The sequence below is a fragment of the Nonomuraea solani genome (assembly GCF_900108335.1).
Classification (GTDB): Bacteria; Actinomycetota; Actinomycetes; order Streptosporangiales; family Streptosporangiaceae; genus Nonomuraea; species Nonomuraea solani.
Map to the genome: position 1 here is coordinate 1,285,732 of NZ_FNVT01000001.1, position 21,067 is coordinate 1,306,798.

The window sequence follows — 21,067 nt, forward strand, 5'->3', positions numbered from 1 at the left end:
TGTCACGCGGGTCCCTCTTCCCGTGCGGCGGCCGCGCGTCACGCGGGCTCTTCTTCGAGCGTCGCGGTGCTGTCGGCACGGGCCGGGAGGAGCAGGGCGGTGACGACCACGGCCACGGACAGCACCGCGCCGATGATGAAGGCGAGCTGCATGCCGCCGAGGTTGGCCATCGCCTCCGTGACGCCTTCGGCCTTCAGGCCGTCGGCTCGCGCGCTCATCACGGTGATCACGAGCGCGGTGCCGAAGGCGGCGGCGACCTGCTGCAGCGTGCTCAGGATCGAGCTGCCGTGGGAGTAGAGCCGCGGCGGGACCGCGCCGAGCCCGAGGGTGAACACCGGGGTGAAGGTCACGGCCAGGCCCACCATCAGCAGCGCGTGCAGCCCGAGGATCTGCCAGTAGGGCATCGTCATCGAGACCTGGGTGAAGCCGGCGAGCGACAGCATGATGCCGAACGCGCCGGGAACGACCAGCACCCGGCCGCCGAACTTGTCGAACAGGCGGCCCACGGTCGGACCGAGCAGCCCCATCGCGAGGCCGCCCGGCATCACCAGGAGGCCGGTCTCCAGGGCGCTGAGGCCGCGGACGCTCTGCAGGTAGAGCGGCAACAGGATCATCGAGCCGAGCATCGCCATGAAGGCCAGCGACATCATGATCAGCGCGATCGTGTAGGTGCGGTTGAGCAGAGTGCGCAGGTCGAGCAGCGGCACGCCGCGCTTCTGCAGCCACAGTTGGCGGAAGACGAAGACGGCGATGGTGGCCAGCCCGGCCACCACGATCGTGGCGGCGAAGCCGGCGTCACCGCCCTCGAACCGGCTGAGGCCGTAGACCAGGCCGCCGAAGCCGGCCGCGGCGGTGACCACGCTGAACCAGTCGATGCTGCTGAACTGGGGCTCGCCGATGTTCTCCAGCCGCTTCAGGCCGCGCCAGGCGATCAGGGCCGCGATGGGGAGCACCACGGCGAACAGCAGGCGCCAGGAGCCGAACTGCAGGATCACGCCCGAGACCGCCGGGCCCATCGCGGGCGCGACCGACATGGCCAGGGTGACGTTGCCCATCACCTTGCCCCGGTCTTCCTCGGGCACCACCCGCATCAGCGTGGTCATCAGCAGCGGCATCATCACGGCCGTGCCGGACGCCTGGACGATGCGGGCGCCGAGCAGCACCTCGAACGTCGGCGCCACGATGGCCAGCGCCGTGCCGGCCAGGAACAGGCCCATCGCGACGGAATATGCCGTCCGGGTGGACACCCGCTGCAGGAACCAGCCGGTGATCGGGATCACCGCGGCCATGGTCAGCATGAAGGCGGTCGAGAGCCACTGCGCGGTCTGCTCGGTGATGCTCAAGGCCGTCATCAACCGGGGGATCGCGTTGATCATGATCGTCTCATTGAGAATGACCACGAACGTGGCGAGCACCAGCAGCCGGATCACGGCAGGCGTGCGACCCGAACCGGCGGTCGCGGGCTTGGCGGGTGAGTCTAGCTGGGGGCTGGGCACGGCACCTCTATCGGGGTTGCGGGGTGAAACGCGGTCATGGCCGGCGTCACGGTCTCTTGTCTCATACGTTGTCGTCACGTACAGACTGACCGGCGCCACTGACAAAACTCATCGGCCACGCCCAGCATTCCGCCATATGGGGCGAAATGTCACCCGGTTTTCACCAACGGTGCATGATCCACTGATCGTGCGACCTGGGCGAACGCCTCACGCACCCTTCGTGGCGGCCCGGCCTCCGGCCGGCGGCGTGCCGATCTTCGAGCGGGAGTCGAGACCGGTCCACGCTGCACGGCGCCACAGCCACCCCGGGGCCGCCGTCAACACATTTATCGTCAGAAATCAGTGACCATTCATGTCAGAGCGCGATTTCGCCCTCGATACGCCGCAGACTGAACCGAGCGAGCGCCAGGTTGGCGCGTTCCCGGTCGAGAACCAGATAGAGGAAAAGCTGCCCACCAGGCGTGCTGAGAAGCCGGATGATGTGGTACTGGCTTTTCAGCGTGATGAGGATGTCCTCGATTTCGTCGTCGAGCTGGAGTGAGGCCAGTGTGCGCAGTTTGGCCCTTACCACTTCGGTGTTTCCGGCCGCCGCGACTTCAAGATCAAGTTCGCGCCCACCCCCTATGGTGCCGAGGGCCATGCCGCTCCCGTAGTCCACGAGCGCGGCGCCCAGAGCGCCCTCGATGGCCATGGCGTTCTTTAGTGCGGTCTCAATGTTCATGTGACTCTTTCTGCCTTTTGTGCGTGCCGGGACATAAAGTACCCTTGTGGCCCCGGATAGTGAAGGGCCGCAAAGTGCCAGCGCGAGAGGTCGACGACTTGAGCCCCTTAGGCTCGATACTGCGAAACGGCAGGCAGGCGGCGTCCTCCGGCCGGTTGAAAGTCGAGGGCAGCCCCGGTGGCCAGGTCTATTTGCGGTTCGGCCGGGTCATCGCGGCCACCACTCCCGCCTCGCCGGGGCCCGAATCCCTGCTGCTCCGTTCCGGGCGGGTGAGCGAGGACGACTGGAACGTTGCATTCAGCGCGGGCGCCCCGACCGGCCGGGTCGGCCCCGAACTGGTCGATCGTGGCAGCGTGGGGAGCGCGGGCCTGGAGGTCGTGTGCCTGATGGCCACGTTCGACGCGCTGTTCGCCATGGCCCTGTTCGGCGCGGGGGCGGGCACGATGGAGCCGCTCGGCCCCGGCGACCTGCTGCCGAACCTGCTGGTCCAGCCCGGCATCCCGATCGAGCGACTGGACCGGGAGACCGCCCGGCGCCTGGAGATCGCCGCGGGCTGGCAGGAGATCGGCGTCACCCCCCAGTGCCGGCCCGCGGCGGCGCGGGCCGCGGCCGAGTCGCCGATCAGGCCCGACGCGCTGCGCCAGTCGGTGCTCGCCAAGGCCAACGGCCGCCGTACACCCCGCGACATCGCCTTCACGCTCGGCCAGGGCCTCTTCGTCGTCATGCAGGAGATCGCCGACATGGCCCGCGAAGGACTCGTCGTCACCGACCCGCCGCCGCCCTCAGAAGACGAACCCACCCTTGACGACGACTCGTTGCGTCTCCCGCTTCTCCCGCGCCACAACGCGACGGCGAGCAGGCCGCGGGGCGGCGAGGATCCACAGGAATAGCACCAGAGAAAGTCGTGATCATGGCACAGAACCCGATTCTCACGGAGCTCCGCTCCCTCCGCGACCAGGTGACGGGGGTGATGGAGACGGCGGTCGCGACCGTCGACGGGCTGCTCGTGGTCGCCGACACGGACGGCGCCCGGCCCGAGGTCCTCTCGGCGCTGGCCGCCGCCACCCTCGGCCTCGGCAAGCGCACCGGGGCGGAGGTGGGCATGGGCGACCTGCGCGAGGTGGTGATCCGCTGCCGCGGCGGTTATGTCATCGTGTACGCGGTCGGCCGCATGGGCCTGCTGGCCGTCCTCGCGGACGAGGGCCTCGACGTGCCGCGCCTGCACGTCGAGTCCCGCCCCACCGTGGAACGCCTGGACGCTCTCCTCACCCAGGGCAGCCTCAACTGACCGGGGCCCACCGAGGGCGGCCTCAACCGACTGTGGCTCACCGAGGGCGGCCTCAACTGACCGGGGCGCCCTGGGGGACGCCCCGCTGACCCAGGGTGGCCGGGGTCACCCGGGTGCGCAGCCCTGCGCCACCTGCCGGCTCTCCACGTCGCCGACTTGCCTGCGCGGGGCCTTCGCCATGCCGCTAAGACGGGCCGCTGGGACGGGCCGCTGAGACGGGCCGGCATGGCCGAGCCGGCGGGCCCCGTTCCGGACGGTCTGCCGGCTGAACGCGTACGTGCCGGCCGTGGCCGGAGCGGTGTCGTCGAACCGGAATGTCACCGTCGCGCCGGGCCGCACCTCGGGCACTGGCGATTCGACCCGGTTCGTCCCCCACGTGGTGTTGTCCTGAGACGACCGGTGGCCACGGAAGCCGGAAGAAGCCCCAGACCAAGGGTCCCCTCCCTAGACCTGTCAGTGAAGAGCGTCGATGGCAGGGCGGCGATCCCTAGGCTTCCGCGCTCGGTGTTCCATGGCCGTTCCACGGCATGGCACGGGTCATGTCACGACATGTCACGTCTTCCGGCTGAGGTGTCGCCATCCGCTGGGAGGAGACGTGATGCGCCCGAGCGAGACCGAAATAGACGACTCCCGACTGCTCATGGACGTGGCCCGGGCCGTGCTGGCGCGGGAGGAGGCCAGGGCGTGGACGGTCGAGCCGGGTGACTTCTGGTGCCTGCTGACGCCTCCCGGGCACCGCAGCGCCGGCCAGGGGTGGAAGCTGCACCTCTCGGCGACGCAACTGTCCGCGCCGGTGGTGCTGGCCCGCGCCGCCGAGGTGCTGGTACGTGACGGCTGCGCGTTCAAGTTCGCCCGCGGGCTGGAGCAGCTCGGCATGTTGCTGTCGGCCAACTGCGACCGTGGCGGCGGCGGGAAGTTCATCACGGTCTACCCCGACGGCGACGAGCAGTTCCGCCGGCTGGCGGCCGAGCTGGACCGGGTGACCGCCGGTCTGCCCGGCCCGGTGGTCCTGTCGGATCGGCCGCTGCGTCCCGGCAGCCTCGTGCACTACCGGTACGGCGTCTTCGCGGCCGAGCCGGTGCTCACCAACGACGGCAGCTTCGAGTCGATGGTCGTGGGCCCGGACGGGGAGCGGCGCAAGGACGAGCGGCTGGCCTGGTACGACCCTCCGCCCTGGGCCAGGCCGCCGCTGCCGGAGCCCGAGGCTCCGTCAGGCGTGCCGGAGGCCGTGCTGGTCGGGGACCGGTTCGAGGTCCGGGAGGCCGTCCGGCAGTCGTACCGGGGCGGGGTCTACAGCGGCACGGACCGGCGGACCGGCGGCGACGTCGTGCTGAAGCAGGCGAGACCGCACGTCCTGGGCCTGCTGGACGGAACGGACGCACGGGACAGGTTGCGCCATGAGGCGGACATGCTCGACCGGCTGGGCCCGCTGGGATTCACGCCCCGCAAGGTGACCATGGTCACCCAGCAGGACAATCTGTTCCTGGTCCAGGAGCGGGTGCCGGGAGTCACCCTGCGCGAGTGGGCCACGCGGGAGCCGGCGGCGGAAGACGTGATCGAGAAGGCCGGGCAGCTCGTGGAGATCGTGGCCGCGGTGCACGAGCAGGGCCTGGTGCTGCGCGATCTCAACCCGAACAATCTGATGGTCACGCCGGAGGGCCGGGTCCGCCTGATCGATCTGGAGCTCGTGGTCCCCGAGGGCTCTCGTGCGTACCGGGCCTATACCCAGGGGTACGCGGCGCCGGAGCAGGTGTCGGCCGCCGCGATCGGCCCGGCGCCCACCCGGCGGGCGGATCTCTTCGGGCTGGGGGCGACCCTCGTCTACCTGGCCACCGCCGTGGACCCGCTGCTGGCCCCCGACGAGCCCGCCGACCGGCGGGGTGAGGGGCGGCTGGCCGAGTTCGTCGGTCTCCTCGGCGCGGACATGCCGGTGCTGCGGCGGCTGTCCCCGCTGGTGCTGGGCCTGACGAAGGACGATCCTGAACAGCGGTGGACGCTGAGCCGGGCGCGCGAGTTCCTGGCCGCCGATCCCGCCGAGGTCGTGAACACCTTTTCGCCCCCCATCGACCGGCTGATCACCGATGGGCTGCGGCACATTCTGCGCACCATGGACCCGCGAGGCGCTCGTTTGTGGACGACGGACGAGTTCGGCGCGGCGACCGATCCCCTCAACGTGCAGCACGGAGCGGGCGGGGTGCTGAGCGTGCTCACCCGCGGCGCCCAGGTGCTCGGTCAGGCCGAGCTGCTCGCCGGGGTCGCGGACGTGGCCGGCTGGATGCGGCCGCGCCTGTCCGGCATCCCCCGTCTCCTTCCTGGGCTGTACTTCGGCCGTTCGGGCACGGCCTGGGCGCTGTACGACGCCGCCCGCCTGCTGGGGGACGAGGAGACGGCCGCGCAGGCGGTCGAGCTGGCCAAGAAGGTGCCGGTGCGGTGGCCCAACCACGACATCTGCCACGGCGCCACCGGCGCGGGCCTGCTGCAGCTCCACCTGTGGCGATCCACCGGCGACCCGGAGCTGATGGACCGGTTCACACAGGCGGCCGACGGCGTCCTGGAGGCGGCGCGCGAGCGGGAGGACGGCCTGCTCGTGTGGCCCATCCCGAAGACGTTCGACACGACGCTGGCCGGACTCGTCCACTACGGGTTCGCGCACGGCGTCGCCGGGGCGGGCACCTTCATGCTGTACGCCGGGCTGGCCACCGGCCGCGCCGAATACCTGGAGGCCGCCCGGCGCGCCGCCGAGACGGTGGCGGCCGTGGCCATCACCGAGGGAGACGCGGCCTGGTGGCCCAGCGGCGAGCTGGCGGACGAGGCGGACGACCGGCTGCGGCACTGGTGCAGCGGCGCTTCCGGGGCCGGCACCTTCCTGATCCGCTCGTGGGCGGTCACCGGGCGGCAGCGGCACCGGGAGCTCGCGGAGGCCGCCGCAACGGCGATCCGCCGAGGCCGCTGGCACTCGGGCGTCAGCTCCTGCCACGGCCTGTCCGGAGACGGCGACTTCCTCCTGGACCTGGCCGAGTTCACCGGTGACCGGCGCTACCGCGACTGGGCGGCGGACCTGGCCACCGCCATGTACGCGCGGAACACCCTCCGCGACGGGCTCATGGTGCTGCCCGACGACTCCGGCGTCGCGGTCCACACCGGCTACAACACCGGCCTCGGCGGTGCCGTGTCCTTCCTGCTCCGGCTGCGCCACGGCGGTCCCAGACCGTGGATGCTCGACGAGCTGCTGCTCGATCGGGCTCTGAGAGCGCCGCATGGACGCCTCGTCCATGCCGGTCGATCCATGACGGCCGTCAGTGAAGGGAGGTGAGGAAGATGGCCACCGACATCAGTGCGCTGGAGCGGATGTCGTCGAACGCCACTGGTCGTTACCCGTGCGCGGCGACGAACACCTGTGAGCCCGGTACGTGCGTTCCCAGCCGTACGTGCCTGACGCACGACACGTGCACCTTCACGATCAGGCCGTGACGCGGCCCTAGGGGTGGCCGGCCCAGGCCACCCCTCTTTTCTCAGGAGATCGGGTCATGGACATGGTTCCGGAGCGCGCCGCGCCCGACGAAGTGATCTGGGACGTCACCTATGCCTGTCCCTTGCGCTGCGTGCACTGCTACTCCGAATCCGGCAGACGGCCCTCCCGGCGGCTGAGCGACGCCGACATGCTGCGGGTGACCGACGCCATCGTGGCCATGCGCCCGCGCGGCGTCGCCATCGCCGGTGGGGAACCCCTGCTCATCAGGGACATCGCCGAGATCGCCGGGCGGATGACGGGCGCGGGGCTGGACGTCGTCCTGTACACCGGCGGCTGGCCGATGACCAGAGACCTCGCGCTGCGCCTGGCCGGCTTCGGCGCCCGGGTGGTGGTGAGCGTGGACGGGGCGACGCCCGAGACCCACGATCGGATCCGCGGCAGGAAAGGGTCGTTCGCCCGCGCGATGCGGGCGCTGCGACTGCTGGACGAGGTCAGCGCCGAGCGCGGATCCCGGGGGCCGGCCTTCGGGATCGACTGCGTGCTGCTGCGGAGCAACTTTTCGCAGATGGAGGAGTTCTGCCGGGTCATCGCGCCGCAGTTCCCCGAGCTGGGGTTCCTCTCCTTCGGGGCCGCCGTTCCCGGCGGGCTGGCTAGCCGGCCCGGGTTCGAACTGCTCACCGAGGAGCAGCTCGGCCTGCTGAACGATCCCGGCCACGCGCGCCGGCTGCGGGCGAGCGCGCCCGGCTCCGTCACGATCGAGACCACCGACAACCGCATCCTGCAGATGCATCCCGAGCTGATCGCGCGCGGCGTCGTCTTCAACGCGCTCCAGATCGAGCCGGACGGAGAGGTACGGGCGATGCCCATCTACGAGGGCACCGTGGGCAACATCCTGGATGAGCCGGCCGAGGTCCTCTGGCGGCGGGCCAGGGCCCGGTGGAGTGATCCGTTCGTGGTGGAGGCGCTGTCGCCGGCGCTCACCATGCGGGAATGGGCGGAAGCGGCCCGGCGGATCGACTACCGCTTCGGCACCGACGCCGTGCGGGCCCGAATCGACCGCAGAGAGCCGGCGTGACGCGCGCCCGGCGCCCGTGGGGGCCGGTGAAGCACGACCACCGCGTGGGGGCCGGTGTGATGGGCGACCACTGCGGGGGGCCGGTGTGAAAGGCGGTCGCGGGCTCACCGCGCATGAGCTGGGGACGCCCGCGCGTGTGCTGCTCTACTCGGTCCGCCGGGCGCCGTGGTGGACGGTCGTTTCGGTGGTGTCGAGGGTGGCGGGGATCGCGGTCGCGCTGGCGTTCCCGGCGGCGCTGGCCCGGGCGGTGGACGCGGCCCTGGGTGGGGCGCCGGGGCTGGTCTGGCTGGGGAGTCTGATTGGGGCGGCGCTGCTGACGGGGGCGCTGGAGGTCTGGGCGGCCGCGGCGGGTGGTATCGCCGTCGAGGTGTCCCTGCGCCGGGGCGTGATCCGGCGGGTGCTGGAGGCGGGGATCCCGGGGCGGCGCCGGTTCTCCTCCGGTGACGTCGGCAGCCGGTTGGTGTCGGCGTCCGAGGCGGCGAACCTGGTGTCGATCGTGCTGTCCGCGCTGGGCGCGGTGGCGCTCTCCGCCGGTGGGCTGGTGGCGCTGGCGTTGATCGACTGGTGGCTGGCGGTCGCGTTCGTGGTGTGCGTACCGGTCGCGACGGTGCTCGTCCGGCGGTTCGTCGCCGAGACGACGGGGTTGATGAGGAGCTACCGGCGGCTCCAGGGTGATCTGTCGGCCCGTCTGGTGGAGGCGCTGACTGGGGCGCGCACGATCCAGGCCGGTGGGACTCTGGACCGGGAGGTGGAGCGGGTCCTGGCGCCGTTGCCGGAGCTGGGCGCGGCCGGGCGGGCGACCTGGGAGGCCCAGCGTCGCACGGTGTGGAAGGTGGGGCTGCTGGCGCCGCTGACCGAGGTCGTGGTGCTCGCCGTCGCCGGGGTCGGGGTGTCGGACGGGCGGATCACGGCGGGGTCGTGGGTGGCGGTGGCGGGATATGTCACCATCGCGCTGGGGTTGCTCAACGTGGTGGACCCGCTGATGGGCCTCGCGCACGTACGGGTCGGGACGGCCAGGCTGGCGGAGGTCCTGTCCCTGCCCGCCGGCCCGGGCGGCCCCCGCGCGCTCCCGGACGGCCCCGGCGCGATCACGTTCCGCTCGGTGACCGTCCACGCCCGGGATGGGGCCGTGCTGGGTGGATCGGTGGCCATAGATGCCCGGGACGAGGGGTCGGTGAGCGTCTGTGCCGGTGGCGGGGCCGTGCTGGATGGGGTTGATCTGGATATTCCGCCCGGTCTCGCGGTCGCCGTTGTCGGGCGGTCGGGAGCGGGCAAGTCCACTCTCGCGGCGCTGGCCGGTGGGCTGCTCAGGCCCGATCGGGGCGAGGTGCTGCTGGACGGCGCCGACGTGGCCGAGGTGTGCCCCGAGGAGCTGCGGCGCGCCGTGGCGTACGCGTTCGAGCGGCCGGCGCTGCTGGGGGACACCGTGCACGACATGATCGCGTACGGTTCCGTGGACGTGTCCCGTGAGGAGGTGGAGCTCGCGGCGCTCCGGGTGTCGGCGGACGGTTTCATCAGGCGGCTCCCCGACGGCTACGACACCGCCCTGGACCGGGTGCCGCTCTCCGGCGGGGAGGCGCAGCGGCTCGGCCTGGCCCGGGCGGTGGTCCGGGAGCGCAGGGTGCTGATCCTCGACGACGCCACCTCCAGCCTCGACACCGCGACCGAGGCCGAGGTGACGATGACGCTGACCCGCCTGCTGGCCGGCCGTACGCGGATCGTCGTGGCGCACCGGGCCGCCACCGCCGCCCGTACCGACCTGGTGGTATGGCTGGAGGACGGACGGGTGCGGGCGACCGGCCCGCACGACCTGCTCTGGCGGGAGCCGGACTACCGGGCTCTGTTCGGCGAGGCCGTGCCGCGGGAGCCGGCATGACCGGCCGCGTGGTGAGCCGGGCCGGATGGCGGCTGCTGACCGGGGAGCTGGCCCGGCGGCGCAGAGCGATCGCCTTCCTGGCCGGCTGGTCGGTCGTGGAGTCGCTGCCCGCGCTGCTGTCGGGCATCGCCGTGGCCGGCGCGCTGGACCGGGGCTTTCTGGCGGGCCGGCCGCTCATCGGTCTCGGGTGGCTGGGGGTGCTCGGGCTGGCGATGGTGGTTCAGGCGCTGGCGACCCGCAACACGTTCCCGTGGCTGGCCGCCATCGTCGAGCCGCTGCGGGACGCGCTGGTCAGGATGGTGGTCACGACTGCCTTACGCCGCGCGGTGGAAGGGGGCGAGCGCGGGGACGGCTCCGTGGTGGCCCGGATCTGCGGCCAGACCGAGGCCGTCCGGAATCTGGTGGCCGCGCTGCTGCGGACGCTGCGGCCGACCGTCGCGTCGCTGGTGCTGGCCCTGGCCGGGCTGGTCGCGCTGGCGCCGATCGTCGCGGCGATCGCCGTCCCGCTGATCCTGACGAGCCTGGCGCTGTTCGCGTGGCTGTCGCGGGCGCTGGCCGTACGTCAGCGCGAGATGATCCTGGCCGAGGAGACGATGGCGCGGACGGTCACGGACGTCGTCGAGGGCCTGCGCGACGTGGTGGCCTGCGGCGCGGCCGGCACCGCGCGCGACCTGGTGGACCGGGCGGTCATGGCGGAGGCGCGGGCCGCGCTCGCGATGGCGCGGACCTCGTCGGCGCGATCGACGATCATGGCGATCGGCGGCGTCGTGCCGGTGATCCTGGTCCTGGCCCTGGCGCCCTGGCTGCTCGGCACCGGCCGGCTGACCTCGGGCGCGCTCGTGGGCGCGATCACCTACCTGGTCGGCACCCTGGATCCGGCGCTGCGCGCCCTCACCGGGACCGTCGCGACGTGGAGCCGGCAACTGGGCGTGCTCCTGCACCGGATCGCCGAGACGAGCGCCGCCCGCTCCGAGGCGAGCGCTGCCCTTCCCGAGGCGAGCGCCGCCCTTCCCGAGGCGAGCGCGGCCCGCTCCGGGACGAGCGCGGCCCGCTCCGAGATGAGCGCCGCCGTTCCCGAGACGCCTGGACCGAGGGGAGCGGCTCGGCCAGGCTCTGGTGAGCTGCGGGTGACCGGGCTGACCTTCGCCTATGGGCCGCGAGCCGAGCCGGTGATCGACGATCTCACGCTGAGCATCCCCGAGGGGGAACACCTCGCGATCGTGGGGCCCAGCGGGATCGGCAAGTCCACGCTCGCCTCCCTCCTCGCCGGCCTGGCCGTCCCGCGGCGCGGCACCGTCCGGCTCGGCGGGGTCGCCGTCGCGGACATCGACGCGGCGCACCTGCGCCGCTCGGTGGCGCTGATCCCGCAGGAGGCGTACGTGTTCACCGGAACCCTCCGCGAGAACCTCGCCTACCTGCGCCCGGACGCGACGACGGCCGAGCTCGGCCAGGCCGTGGCGGCACTCGGGATGCGGCCGCTGGTGGACCGGCTCGGCGGGTACGACGCCGCGCTGGGCGTCGGCGGGCCGGAGCTGTCGGCCGGGGAACGCCAGTTGATCGCGCTCTGCCGGGTCCACGTGTCCGCCGCCCGGGTGGTCGTGCTCGACGAGGCGACCTGCCACCTCGACCCCGTCGCCGAGGCGCGAGCCGAGAGGGCCTTCGCAGGCCGCACGCTCGTGGTGATCGCGCACCGCATCAGCTCCGCCCGCCGCGCCCGGCGCATTCTGCTCCTGGACGGCACGACCGGGTCCCACGAGGAGTTGCTCGCCACCTCGGCCATGTACGCCGGCCTGGTGGGGCACTGGATCGCTTCGACGAATCCGGAAGTGAGCGGGGGCGTCCGGCGTACCGGCTAGGTTGCCGTGTCATGATCCGCCTCACTGTGGGACTTGCCTGCGCGCTCCTGATGGTCACGGGCTGCGCCGCCCCGGACGACCCGAGTAGGGCCGAGCTCGGATCCTGCCTCGAAGCGCGGGGAAAGGGCGGCAAGACCGTACTAGAGGACTTCCGCCTCGTCCCGTGCACCACTCCGCAGGCCGCCTACAAGGTGATCAAGAAGGCGGGGAGCTGCGACGACATCACCAACGGATACGTCCTGGTCGGCAGCCGCCGATCGCGCAGCCGGCTGTGCCTGACGCTGAACGCCAAACAGGGCGACTGCTTCTACCAGGAGATCGGCTTCCCCACCGGCAAGGTGTCCAAGGTGGCCTGCGGAGCGGCGGCGACCTACCGGGTCACCAAGGTGGCCGACGGGGCCGCCGACGCCTCGGTCTGCGGCGACGACGTCCCCAACTGGACCAAGACGCCCGACGTGCTGCCGCGCGCCATCGTGTACCGGACCCCGCCGCTCACGCTCTGCGCCGACCGGCCGTGACTCACCTGCACGGCTTGTACGGCTTGTCGAACAGCGAGTAGTCCGCCGGCTTCTTCAGGGAGTTGAACTTCAGCGTCTTCGACTCGGCGCAGAAGCTCGCCGGCGACGTCTCGTACTCCACGTGGAAGACCGGCTTGCCCGCCTTGACGAAGACCGACAGCTCCTCGCATTCGTCGTACTGGAAGCACTCCTCGTTGACCGCGTAGTCGAAGCTCGACACCAGCTCGGCGGCCTGGCTGAGGTCGTTCTTCAGGGCCGCCGACAGGCCTTTGGCGTGCGCGAGGCCGGCCAGGGCCCGGTTGTAGACGAGCTGGGTGGCGGGGGAGACGTTCCAGCCGGTGACGGATTTGCCCTCCTCGTGGGCGTTCACCACGTCGAACTCGACGCCGTCGAACCCGGCCTGCGCGCACTTGTCGACCCGGGCCGCCATCATCTTCAGCAGGAAGTCGCGCTGGCCCTTGTCGTTGTTGATGTTGGCCCAGCGCTCGTTCGGGAACTCGGGGCTGAACGGCTTGCCCAGCAGGGAGTTGCCGTTCTTCTTGTGCCAGTCGACGAACTGCTGGTAGTCGGGGCGGAACTCCTCGATCGAGCCCGCGTCGACGTAGCAGATCGCCTTGGCGCCCCGGGCGTGGATCGCTTTGACGGCGGCCGTGTTGAGCGTCCTGTTGTTGCCGGCGGCCTCTTCGGCGGCGTACAGGTCGATGTCGAACACGGTCGGCCGCACGCACGCGCCGCCGCTCTGCGGGACCTCGCAGATGTCGACGTTGACGCCGCCGGTCGAGGCGAAGGTCTTGCCGCCCTGGAGCTGGTACTGCCAGCGGCTCTCCACCGGAGGCCGCCAAATCGCCGCCGACTCGGCCTGGGACGGCACCGCGAGGCCGGCCGCCGCGACCGGCGCCAGGGCCGTGACCACGGCGAACCGGGTCATGAGCGTTCTGAACCGTACCGACATGCTCACCCTCTGTTCTGCTAGGCGGAATGGGATTTCAGTAAGTAGAATGCGAAGATCTTGGCGACGAGAATCGCACAGGGCGATGACGCCCCGCCACCGGATCCGCCCAACAGATCCTTATTCCGAATGACGGAACGCTGTGATCTCTTCTGACGGCTGTCCTTTCTTGCGTCATGTGTCCCTGTTACGCACAGAAAGGCACTGCCATTGGGGCAACTCAATGGGTAAGGTCATCCCGGCATGTCACGCAAACCCGTCACAGGCCGTCAAAACTTGCACTACAAGCGCGAGCACCTAAGGCAGAACCGTTGATGGCGAGTACGGAACGGTCAATGGCGACCGATGCGTTGGAAACACCGTGCCGCGTCCACGAGGCGATCGAAGCGCAGACCCGGCGAACCCCGGAGCGCACCGCCATCGTGGCCGGGACCACCAGGCTCAGCTACGCGGAGCTGAACCGCCGCGCCGACGACGTGGCGCACGCCCTGTCCGAGCGGGGCGCCGGCCCCGGCGGGCGGGTGGGCGTCTGCCTCGATCGCGGCGAATGGCTGATCCCGGCGCTGGTCGGGGTGTGGAAGGCGGGGGCGGCCTACGTGCCGCTGGACCCGGCCTACCCGGCCGAGCGGCTGCGGTTCATGATCGAGGATGCCGCGGTGACCGCCGTCCTCACGTCAGAGGCGCTGCGCCCCGCCGGGACCGAGAGCATCCTGATCGAGGACGTGAAGCCCGGGGCCGGGCCGTTCCACGTGGCGGGAGACCCGGGCGACCCGGCGTACGTGATCTACACCTCCGGCTCCACCGGGACCCCCAAGGGCGTGGTGGTGGAGCACCGCAACACCATGAACCTGCTGCGCTGGGAGGCCGCCGCCTACACCGCCGAGGAGCTGGGCGGCATGCTGGCCGGCGCGTCGGTGTGCTTCGACCCGTCGATCAGCCAGCTCTTCCTGCCGCTGGTGGCCGGAGGGACGGTGATCCTGGCCGACAACCTGCTGGCGCTCCCGACCCTGCCCGCCAGGGACGAGGTGACCACGGTCTACGGGGTGCCCTCCGCGCTGGCGGTGCTGCTGCGCGACCCGCTGCCCGCCGGGGTGCGCGCGGTGTTCTCCGGCGGCGAGCCGCTGACGGGCGCGCTGGTACGGCGGATCTACGCCAACCCGGGGGTGCGGCGGGTGCTCAACCTGTACGGGCCGACCGAGTGCACCACCACCTGCGCCGTCGCCGAAGTGAGCCGGGACCGGGACGACGAGCCGCCCCTGGGCGAGCCGATCGCCGGCGCGGTGTTCTCGGTACGCGACGCGCACGGCGCCCCCGTTCCCGACGGAGAGCCGGGCGAGTTGTGGATCGGCGGTCCGGTGGTGACCCGGGGATACCTGGGGCACGAATCGGCCGCTTTCCGTACGGAGCCGGACGGCACCCGCGTCTACCGCAGCGGCGACATGGTCCGCAGGGTGGCGGGGGAGCTGCGCTTCGCCGGCCGGGCCGACGACCAGGTCAAGATCCGCGGCTACCGGGTGGAGCCGGGCGAGGTGGAGGCCGCGCTGTCCGCCCATCCGGCGGTGCGCGGGGCCGCCGTGTTGGTCGCGTACGACGGTGACGGCGTCGCCTCCCTCGTCGGCCATGTGGCGGCCACCGGCGTCGGCGAGCCCGAGCTGCGCGAATGGCTGCTGGCCCGCTTACCCGGTCACCTGGTGCCGACCAGGATCGGCGTGGCCGGCGAACTGCCGCTCGGCCCCAACGGCAAGGTCGATCGCGCGGCCCTGCCCGAGCTGCGCGCCTCCCGGTCGGCGCGCACGGCGCCCGTCGCCCCCCGGGACGACGACGAGCTCCTGGTGACCGAGGTGATCGCCGGGGTGCTCGGCCTGCCGGAGGACGAGGTCGGGGTGCACGACCGCTTCGCCGAGCTGGGCGGGCATTCGCTGGCCGCGGCGCGGGTGGTCATCGAGCTGTCGCGCAGGCTCGGGCGTACCGTGCCCCTGGCGGCCTTCCTGACCGAACCGACCGCGGCGGGCCTGGCCCGCCGGTTGGCACAGGCCGGATCACAGCCGGTACGGCGGAGCGGACGGACCCGCTACCCGCTCACCGGCATGCAGCGCGAGTTCTGGACTCTCCGGCAACTCCACCCGCACACCCCCGTCACCACGCTCGGGATCCGGCTGCGCGTGCGCGGCCCGCACGACGCCGCCGCACTGAACTCGGCGCTGGACGCCGTGGTCCGCCGGCACGAGGTGCTGCGCAGCACCGTCGCCGTCGGCGAGGACGGCGTGCCGTACAGCGTGGTGCATCCGCCGGCCTCTGTGACCCTTCTCAAACACGCGGCGGGCGAGGACCCGGAGCAGGTGGCCAGGGCCGCGGCGGCGCACGTGTTCGACGTGACGAGCGAGGTGCCGCTGCTCCGGGCCCACCTGTGCCCGCTGGGCGAGGACGCCGAACTGGTGGTCGTGGTGGACCACCTAGCCTTCGACGGCGCCTCGGCCGGGGTGCTGATGAGCGAGCTGGCCGCCGAACTGGCAGGCCGGCCGGTCCCCGGGCCCGCTGTTCAGGTCGGCGATGTGGCCGTACAGGAGCAGGAACGGCCGCTGCGGCCCCAGGAGTTCTGGCGGGACGAGCTGGCGGGCGCGCCGGTCGCGGGACCGCCGCCGGCGGACCTGACGACCGGCAGGGTGATCCGGCCGCTGCCGGAAGAGCTCGTGACGGGCGTGAGCACGCTGGCACGGGAGAGCGACGCCACCCCGTTCGCGGTGTACCTGGCCGCGCTCGGCCTGGCCGGCGGCGAGCCCGACACCCTTGTCGGGATGGTCGCGGCCCGGCGCGCCGGGCCGGAGCTGAGCGACGTGATCGGCCCTCTGGTGGACACGCTGCCGGTACGGCTGCGGCCGGCCGGCGCGCTCACCTTCCGGGACCTGGTCCGGCAGGCCGCCGCCGCGACCACCCGGGCGCTGCTGCACCAGGAGATCCCGCCCGCCGAGCTGCCCCGCGCCCCGGTCCTGCTGGCCATGCAGCACGCCGACGTGCCGGTGCGCCTGGACGGCCTGGAACTGCTCACCGACCTGGGCTCGGGCGCCGCCGGTCACGAGCTGAGCGTGCTCGTCAACCAGAGCGTGGCCGGTGCCGAACTGCAACTGGAGTACGGCACCGCCCGGCTCGACGCGGGCCGGGCCGAGGCGTACCTGGACCGGCTGCTGTGGCTGCTGCGGTGCGCGCTGGACGGCCCGGACCGGCCGCTGCCGGCGTTCGACCTCGTCACCCCGGACGAACGCGCCGCGCTGCTGGCCCTCGCGACCGGTCCGGAACTGCCGGACTTTCCCGCGACGGTGCCAGAGGCGCTGGCGGCCCACACCGGCCCGGTGGCCGTGGTCGGCCCGGACGGCGCCTCGCTCGGTTACGCCGAGCTGCGGGCCTGGTCCGGCAGGGTGTCGGCGGGGCTGCGTGAGCACGGGGTGCGGCCGGGCGACGTGGTCGGGGTCTGCCTGCCGCGCGACCACCTGATGCCCGCGGCCCTGCTGGCGGTGTGGGGGGCGGGCGCGGCCTACCTGCCGCTGGATCCGGAGCACCCGGCCGAGCGGCTGCGCTGGCTGGCGCAGGACGCCGGCGTGCGGGTGGTCCTCACCCGGGGCGGCCTCCCCGCCGTCCCCGGCGTCACCACCTTGGACGCGGACCATCTCGCCACCGCCCGAACCGGACCGGCCGAGCCCGCGACCACCCGAACCGGGCATACCGTCCACGACGGACCGGCGGTGCCGCACACGGCGAGGCCCGACGACCTGGCGTACGTGCTCTACACCTCCGGTTCCACCGGCAAGCCCAAGGGCGTCGAGGTCACCCACGGAAACCTCGCCGCCTACGTCGCCGGCCTGGTGACCGAGCTGGGGCTGGGCCCGGAGATCGTGCAGCCGGCCGTGGCGCCGCTGACCTTCGACACCTCAGCGTCCGAGCTGTGGGTCCCGCTGAGCATCGGCGGCACCTGCGTCGTGGTCGACCGGGCCACGGCCGTGGACGGGCACGCGCTCGCCGGCAGGATCGCGGACGTCAAGGCCACGGTGATCGACCTGGTGCCCACCACGTACCGGATGTTGCTGGCCGCGGGCTGGGCCGGCGATCCGGGCCTGATCGCCATCACCGGCGGCGAGGCCCTGGACCCGGCCCTCGCCGGGCAGATCCTGCCCAGGGCCGGCAAGCTGTGGAACACCTACGGCCCCACCGAGGCCACGGTCGCCTCCATCCAGCACGAACTGGACCCCCACGACACCGGCCCGGTGCCGATCGGGCGGCCGATGCCGGGCGAGCGGGCCTACGTGGTCGACTCCGAGCTGCGCCTGGTCCCGCCGGGCGCGATCGGCGAGCTGCTGCTGGGCGGCGCCGGTGTGGCCCGGGGCTACCGGGACCGGCCCGACCTGACCGCGGCCGCGTACGTCGACGACCCCTTCGTGCCCGGCGGCCGGTGTTACCGCACCGGCGACCTGGCACGATGGCGGCCCGACGGGACGCTGGAGTTCCACGGCCGCCGAGACCACCAGGTGAAGGTACGCGGATACCGGATCGAACTGGGCGAGATCGAAGCCGTGCTGCGCGAGGTGGCCGACGGCGTGGTGACCGTGACCGGCGAGGGGGCGGAAGCCCACCTGGTCGGCCACGTCGCGCCCGAGACCGCCGACCTGGCCGCCGCCGAGCGGCACCTGCGGGCGCGGCTGCCCGGCCACATGGTGCCCCGGCGCTGGGTCGCGCTGCCCGGCCTGCCCACCCTGCCCAACGGCAAGGTCGACCGGGCCGCCCTGCCCGAGCCGGACGACGGCCGGAAGGCCGAACGGGCGGCGCCGGGCACCGACTCGGAACGCCTGGTGGCCACCATCTGGGCCGCCGTCCTGGACCGGCCCGCCATCTGGGCCGACGACGACTTTTTCGCCCTGGGTGGGCATTCCTTCGCCGCGACGCGGGTGGCGAGCCGGCTCCGAGAGACGCTGGGGCTGGCCGTACCGGTGCGGTTGCTGTTCGAACGACCGTTGCTCGCCGACTTCGCCGCCGGGCTGGAAGACCTTCTGATCGCCGAACTGATGAACGGGAGCGACGCATGACCGAGGTTCGCCCGGACCGGATCGCCGAATTACTCCGGTCCCGGTTCGCCGTCGCCCAGGCAGCGGCCGAATCCTCCGGGAGCGCGGGCATTCCGGCGCTGTCCACGACGGACATGCCCCTGTCGCCGGCCCAGGAGCGGCTGTGGTTCCTGGCCCAGCTCGAACCGGAGAGCGCGGCGTACAACGTGCCGCTGGCGCTGCGGCTGAGCGGGCCGGTGGACGTCGCCGCCCTCACCGGCGCGGTGTCCGACCTGGCCGAGCGGCACTGGATCCTGCGCGGCGTCATCGAGGACGGGAGGGTGCGGCCGGCCGGCCGCGTACCCGTCTCCGTCGTGGACGTGGACCCCGCCGAACTGGAGCGGGAGCTGTCCGAGCGGGCGTGGCGGCCGTTCCGGCTGGACGCAGAGCCGCCCATGCGGGCCACGGTGTTCCGGCTCGGCGGCGACGAGTGCGTGCTCGCGCTGACCCTGCACCACATCGCCACCGACGCGTGGTCGGAAGGGCTGCTGCTGCGCGACCTCTCGGCCCTGTACGCGGCCCGCCTCGGCCTGACCCCGCCGCCCGAACCCCCGGCCCTGCAGTACGCCGATGTCGCCGCCTGGGAGGCCGGCCGGCCCGAGACCGGCCTGGACTGGTGGACGGAGCGCCTGGCCGGCCTGCCGCCGGTGCTGGACCTGCCCGCCACCCACCCCCGCCCGGCCGTCTCCACCTGGCAGGGGGCCTCGGTCAGGGTCGAGGTGCCCGAGGCCCTGTCCGCCAAGGTCCGCGCGGCGGCGGGCGCGACGCCGTTCATGGTGTTCCTGGCCGGTTTGCAGGCGCTGCTGGCCCGTCTGTCCGGCGGTGACGACATCGCCGTCGGCGTCCCGCACGCCGGACGCCACCACCCGGACGCCGAGGAGGTGGTGGGCTGTTTCATCAACACGCTGGTGATGCGTACCGACACCTCCGGCGACCCGACCGGCGCCGAGCTCCTGGGCCGGGCCCGCGCCACCGCGCTCGACGCGTTCACCCACGCCGCCACGCCGTTCGAGCGGATCGTGGAGCGGCTGCAGCCGGAGCGGAACTTGTCGGTCACCCCGCTGTTCCAGGTGATGCTCAACGTGTACGACGCCGGCCCGCCGGTGAACCTGCCCGGCGTCGGCGTACGGGCCGAGCCGCTGCCCTCTCCCACGGCCAAGTTCGACCTGAACCTGCAGCTCGGCGACGACGGGACACGGTTCTCGGGCGAGCTGCGCTACCGCACCGACCTGTTCGACGAGCCCGCCGCGCGGCAGCTCGTGGACTGGTACGTGGCGCTCCTGGACGCGATGCTCACCGAACCGGACCAGCCCGTCCGGCTGCCCACCGGCGCCGACCTGCGCGGCCCCGCCCTGGAATGGGCGGCCGGCGTGCCGCTGCACGGCTACTTCGAGCGGATCGCCGACACCGTCCCCGACGCGCTCGCGGTGTTCGCCTCGTCCGGCGACGGGCTCAGCTACGCGGAGCTGGAACGGCGCGCCAACCAGGTCGCGCACTGGCTGCTGGCCCAAGGAGTACGCCCCCAGGAGCCGGTCGGCGTGCTCATGGAACGTCGCCCCGAGCTGGCGGTCGCCCTGCTGGGCGTGCTCAAGGCGGGCGCCGCCTACCTGCCGCTGGACCCGATCTACCCGGCCCGGCGGACCGAGTCCGTGGTCGCCACCGCGGGCGTCCGGATCGTCCTGACCGAGGCGGAGATCGCCGACACCGCAGACCAGTCCGGAGATCGCCCGGACGTACCCGTACCGCCCGATCACCTGGCGTACGTGATCTACACCTCGGGCTCCACCGGAGAGCCCAAGGGCGTCGCCGTCGAACACCGGCAGATCACCCACTACCTGGGCGCGATCGCCGACCACCTCCCCGGCGACCTCGCCTCCTTCGCCCTGGTGTCCACCACCGCCGCGGACCTGGGCCTGACCAACGTCCTGTGGCCGCTGACCACGGGCGCCACCCTGCACCTGATCGACCACGAGACGGCCACCGACCCGGACGCCTACGCCGCCCACCAGGCCGCGCACCCGGTGGACGCGGTGAAGATGGTGCCCAGCCAGCTGGAACTGCTGGGCATGACCGCGCTGCCCGGGAAACTGCTGGTCCTGGCCGGTGAGGCGGTGACGGCCGACCTGGTCGAACGGGTCCGCGCGGCCCGCCCCGACCTGGCGGTGAAGATCTACTACGGCCCCAGCGAGACCACGATCACCGCGCTGGCCTGCGACGCGGCCGAGGTCAGGCCGGGCCTGGCGCCCCTGGGCCGGCCGCTGGCGAACGTGGTGTGCCGGGTCGTCGACGGCGCGGGCCGGCCGCTGCCGCACGGCGTGCCCGGAGAGCTGTGGATCGGCGGGCCCGGCGTGGCCCGCGGCTATCTCAACCGGCCCGGCCTGACCGCCGAGCGCTTCACGGACGGCTGGTACCGCACCGGCGACCGGGTGCGCATCGGCCCCGGCGGGCTCGTCGAGTTCCTGGGCCGTGTCGACGACCAGGTCAAGGTGCGCGGGTTCCGGGTCGAGCTCGGCGAGGTCACCGCGGCGCTGCGGGCCCTGCCGCAGGTCGCCGAGGCTTTCGTGCAGCCGGTCGGCGACGGGGCCCTGCGGCGGCTGGCCGCCTGGGTCACGCCCGACGGCCTGGACGCGGCGGCCATCCGCGCGGCGCTGCGGGAGCGGCTGCCCGACTACATGGTCCCCGCCGCCATCGGCTCGCTGAAAACGTTTCCGCTCACCCCGAACGGC

12 protein-coding genes and 2 pseudogenes are annotated in these 21,067 nt (G+C 72.6%); 11 read left to right on the top strand and 3 right to left on the bottom strand.

The genetic code is table 11. The features are described 5' to 3' along the window. Window positions 1-38: 38 nt before the first annotated feature. Complete coding sequence (locus tag C4V41_RS05645) at window positions 39-1,430, bottom strand: MDR family MFS transporter (protein WP_103954610.1); 1,392 nt, start codon at window positions 1,428-1,430, stop codon at window positions 39-41. Window positions 1,431-1,851: 421 nt separating this feature from the next. Continuing rightward, entirely contained in the window at window positions 1,852-2,217 is a 366-nt protein-coding gene (locus tag C4V41_RS05650) for a hypothetical protein (RefSeq protein ID WP_103954611.1), read from the bottom strand. A gap of 98 nt (window positions 2,218-2,315) precedes the next feature. Here C4V41_RS05650 and C4V41_RS05655 point away from each other — a divergent pair, with 98 nt between their 5' ends. From C4V41_RS05655 to C4V41_RS61685, 8 genes are all read left to right on the top strand, one after another. Then, the gene (locus C4V41_RS05655) at window positions 2,316-3,107 is read left to right on the top strand and encodes a hypothetical protein (RefSeq protein ID WP_146103551.1); all 792 of its coding nucleotides are present in this window, start codon (window positions 2,316-2,318) and stop codon (window positions 3,105-3,107) included. 20 nt (window positions 3,108-3,127) lie between these two features. Beyond that, window positions 3,128-3,505, top strand: a complete 378-nt coding sequence (locus C4V41_RS05660; protein WP_103954763.1) for a roadblock/LC7 domain-containing protein — start codon at window positions 3,128-3,130, stop codon at window positions 3,503-3,505. A 598-nt stretch (window positions 3,506-4,103) separates the two neighbouring features. Beyond that, window positions 4,104-6,818, top strand: a complete 2,715-nt coding sequence (lanL, locus tag C4V41_RS05670) for a class IV lanthionine synthetase LanL (RefSeq protein WP_160150177.1) — start codon at window positions 4,104-4,106, stop codon at window positions 6,816-6,818. 5 nt (window positions 6,819-6,823) lie between these two features. Then, the gene (locus tag C4V41_RS61680) at window positions 6,824-6,976 is read left to right on the top strand and encodes a hypothetical protein (RefSeq protein ID WP_160150178.1); all 153 of its coding nucleotides are present in this window, start codon (window positions 6,824-6,826) and stop codon (window positions 6,974-6,976) included. Between the two features lie 56 nt (window positions 6,977-7,032). Continuing rightward, window positions 7,033-8,052, top strand: coding sequence for a radical SAM protein (locus tag C4V41_RS05675; protein ID WP_235029913.1), 1,020 nt, complete (start codon window positions 7,033-7,035; stop codon window positions 8,050-8,052). Between the two features lie 85 nt (window positions 8,053-8,137). Continuing rightward, entirely contained in the window at window positions 8,138-9,928 is a 1,791-nt protein-coding gene (locus tag C4V41_RS05680) for an ABC transporter ATP-binding protein (protein ID WP_235029914.1), read from the top strand. Beyond that, entirely contained in the window at window positions 9,925-11,784 is a 1,860-nt protein-coding gene (locus C4V41_RS05685; RefSeq protein ID WP_103954615.1) for an ATP-binding cassette domain-containing protein, read from the top strand. Before C4V41_RS05680 ends, C4V41_RS05685 begins: the two co-directional genes overlap by 4 nt. A gap of 11 nt (window positions 11,785-11,795) precedes the next feature. Next, complete coding sequence (locus C4V41_RS61685) at window positions 11,796-12,302, top strand: LppU/SCO3897 family protein (RefSeq protein WP_160150179.1); 507 nt, start codon at window positions 11,796-11,798, stop codon at window positions 12,300-12,302. A 1-nt stretch (window position 12,303) separates the two neighbouring features. Here C4V41_RS61685 and C4V41_RS05695 read toward each other — a convergent pair whose 3' ends face one another. After that, entirely contained in the window at window positions 12,304-13,254 is a 951-nt protein-coding gene (locus C4V41_RS05695) for an endo alpha-1,4 polygalactosaminidase (RefSeq protein ID WP_103954617.1), read from the bottom strand. Window positions 13,255-13,586: 332 nt separating this feature from the next. On the opposite strand from C4V41_RS05695, the gene C4V41_RS05700 reads away from it, so the two are divergent. The 3 genes and pseudogenes from C4V41_RS05700 to C4V41_RS66435 all read left to right on the top strand — a co-directional run. Further along, on the top strand, window positions 13,587-18,323 hold the full coding sequence (locus C4V41_RS05700) for a non-ribosomal peptide synthetase (RefSeq protein ID WP_160150180.1): 4,737 nt from the start codon (window positions 13,587-13,589) through the stop codon (window positions 18,321-18,323). A 113-nt stretch (window positions 18,324-18,436) separates the two neighbouring features. After that, window positions 18,437-19,648, top strand: a pseudogene (locus C4V41_RS66430) (condensation domain-containing protein); the annotation flags it as partial. After that, window positions 19,631-21,058 (top strand): annotated as a pseudogene (locus C4V41_RS66435) (amino acid adenylation domain-containing protein); the annotation flags it as partial. The pseudogenes C4V41_RS66430 and C4V41_RS66435, both read left to right, overlap by 18 nt. Window positions 21,059-21,067 lie beyond the last annotated feature (9 nt).

Excerpts from the sequence above, each read along its gene's own strand:
- C4V41_RS05650 (WP_103954611.1), bottom strand. The coding sequence starts at position 2,217 with ATGAACATTGAGACCGCACTAAAGAACGCCATGGCCATCGAGGGCGCT.
- C4V41_RS05660 (WP_103954763.1), top strand. The coding sequence starts at position 3,128 with ATGGCACAGAACCCGATTCTCACGGAGCTCCGCTCCCTCCGCGACCAG.
- lanL (WP_160150177.1), top strand. The coding sequence starts at position 4,104 with ATGCGCCCGAGCGAGACCGAAATAGACGACTCCCGACTGCTCATGGAC.
- C4V41_RS61680 (WP_160150178.1), top strand. The coding sequence starts at position 6,824 with ATGGCCACCGACATCAGTGCGCTGGAGCGGATGTCGTCGAACGCCACT.
- C4V41_RS05675 (WP_235029913.1), top strand. The coding sequence starts at position 7,033 with ATGGACATGGTTCCGGAGCGCGCCGCGCCCGACGAAGTGATCTGGGAC.
- C4V41_RS05685 (WP_103954615.1), top strand. The coding sequence starts at position 9,925 with ATGACCGGCCGCGTGGTGAGCCGGGCCGGATGGCGGCTGCTGACCGGG.
- C4V41_RS61685 (WP_160150179.1), top strand. The coding sequence starts at position 11,796 with ATGATCCGCCTCACTGTGGGACTTGCCTGCGCGCTCCTGATGGTCACG.
- C4V41_RS05695 (WP_103954617.1), bottom strand. The coding sequence starts at position 13,254 with ATGTCGGTACGGTTCAGAACGCTCATGACCCGGTTCGCCGTGGTCACG.
- C4V41_RS05700 (WP_160150180.1), top strand. The coding sequence starts at position 13,587 with ATGGCGACCGATGCGTTGGAAACACCGTGCCGCGTCCACGAGGCGATC.